This is a genomic window from Nonomuraea aridisoli (genome assembly GCF_003236395.1).
Taxonomy (GTDB): Bacteria; Actinomycetota; Actinomycetes; order Streptosporangiales; family Streptosporangiaceae; genus Nonomuraea; species Nonomuraea aridisoli.
The window spans coordinates 1-1,239 of sequence record NZ_POUD01000572.1 but is presented as its reverse complement, the minus strand read 5'-3'; the positions used below and the strand labels follow the sequence as shown (position 1 = coordinate 1,239).

The 1,239-nt window shown below is 61.2% G+C and carries 1 protein-coding gene; it reads right to left on the bottom strand.

What is annotated here, in order from left to right:
• Positions 1-282: 282 nt before the first annotated feature.
• Positions 283-1,089, bottom strand: a complete 807-nt coding sequence (locus C1J01_RS49460) for a hypothetical protein (RefSeq protein ID WP_146616049.1) — start codon at positions 1,087-1,089, stop codon at positions 283-285.
• Positions 1,090-1,239: the final 150 nt, after the last annotated feature.

Sequence of the window (1,239 nt, the reverse complement as noted above, 5' to 3'; positions counted from 1 at the left end):
CCCCCGACCTGGTGGAGAACCTGCTGTCGGGCATCCACAGCTGCTGGATCCTCTACGGCCGCCACACCGGCGACCCCCACCCGCACGGCCACACCACCGCCTTCCTCACCGCCCTCCGGGAGGAGGCGGCCTCCCACCGCGACTCCCTGCTCTGACCCCCGGCCCGTACGACCCGAGGACCGTACGGGCCGGGCGCACGGCCGTGTTCGTTGTCGAGGCGCGCTCCATGCGCGTCATAGAGAACGTGCGTTCCGATCGACCGGCCTCGCTCGACAAGATGTTTTATTTGAGGACTGGGACAACGATGAGCTCGTCGGTGTCAGTGATTTTTTTGGGAGGACAGCCGCCTTGCGAGGGGATCACGACGATGGGCTCGTCCATGGTGCCTCCGATCGCAACACCTTCTAAGACCCTTCCTGAGCAAGGGTCACTGTTGACCTTCGGTGTGATCACTTGAACTTCGATCGGCTTTTTGACGTTCATAAGGACCGGCGGAAGTGTTTGTAGCCACAGGAGCAGCAGGACACTCGCAACGAAGGGTATGCATGCAACCTTCATGCCTTTCCGTAACCGTTTGAAACGGCAACGCGTTTCGAACGACGCGGCGGCGTCTACAACGCGTTGGGCACGTGTTTCGAGGTCAAGGGCTAGACTGACTAGCGCCGCACTGTCGGAGTCGTCGTCCGTATTGTAGGTATATGTGCCGATCTGTATCTTTGCTCCGGGGGGCTGCGGAAGGGTCGTTGCCTTCAGAGCCTGCGCTAGATCCCTTGCCAGCTCCCATATGGCGTCTCTCGACATGCCCAACAAGTCCATGCGGCGTTCGACCACTAAATAAGAGACGAGTGCTGACTTCGGCTCCTCAAGGCGGCGATTCGGGAAGTTGCTGTTGTCCGCACGGTCGAGCATGGCAAGTTCGTCTAAGCTTCGGCGTGGCGCCGCCAAGACGGCTGCGGCTGCGTAGAGGGTCCACAGCACACTACAGAGAGCGGTTGTTGCTCCGATGAGAGCCAACACCCCGGCCCAAACGCCGGCTTCGCCGATGCTTGCGAAGCCGCGCAAATGGATGCTGGCCAGTAACACGGTCACCACAGAGCCACATACGCCTACCAGCCATCGCGCCGCTGCCCGCAGGTCGGAAGCATGAGACACGTCATTCGCGACTGTGGTGGGTTCGGTGTCCGGAGTAGTCAAGGGTTGATCCTTCCCTGTATGGAGGGGGGCGGGTCGCATAGGGAG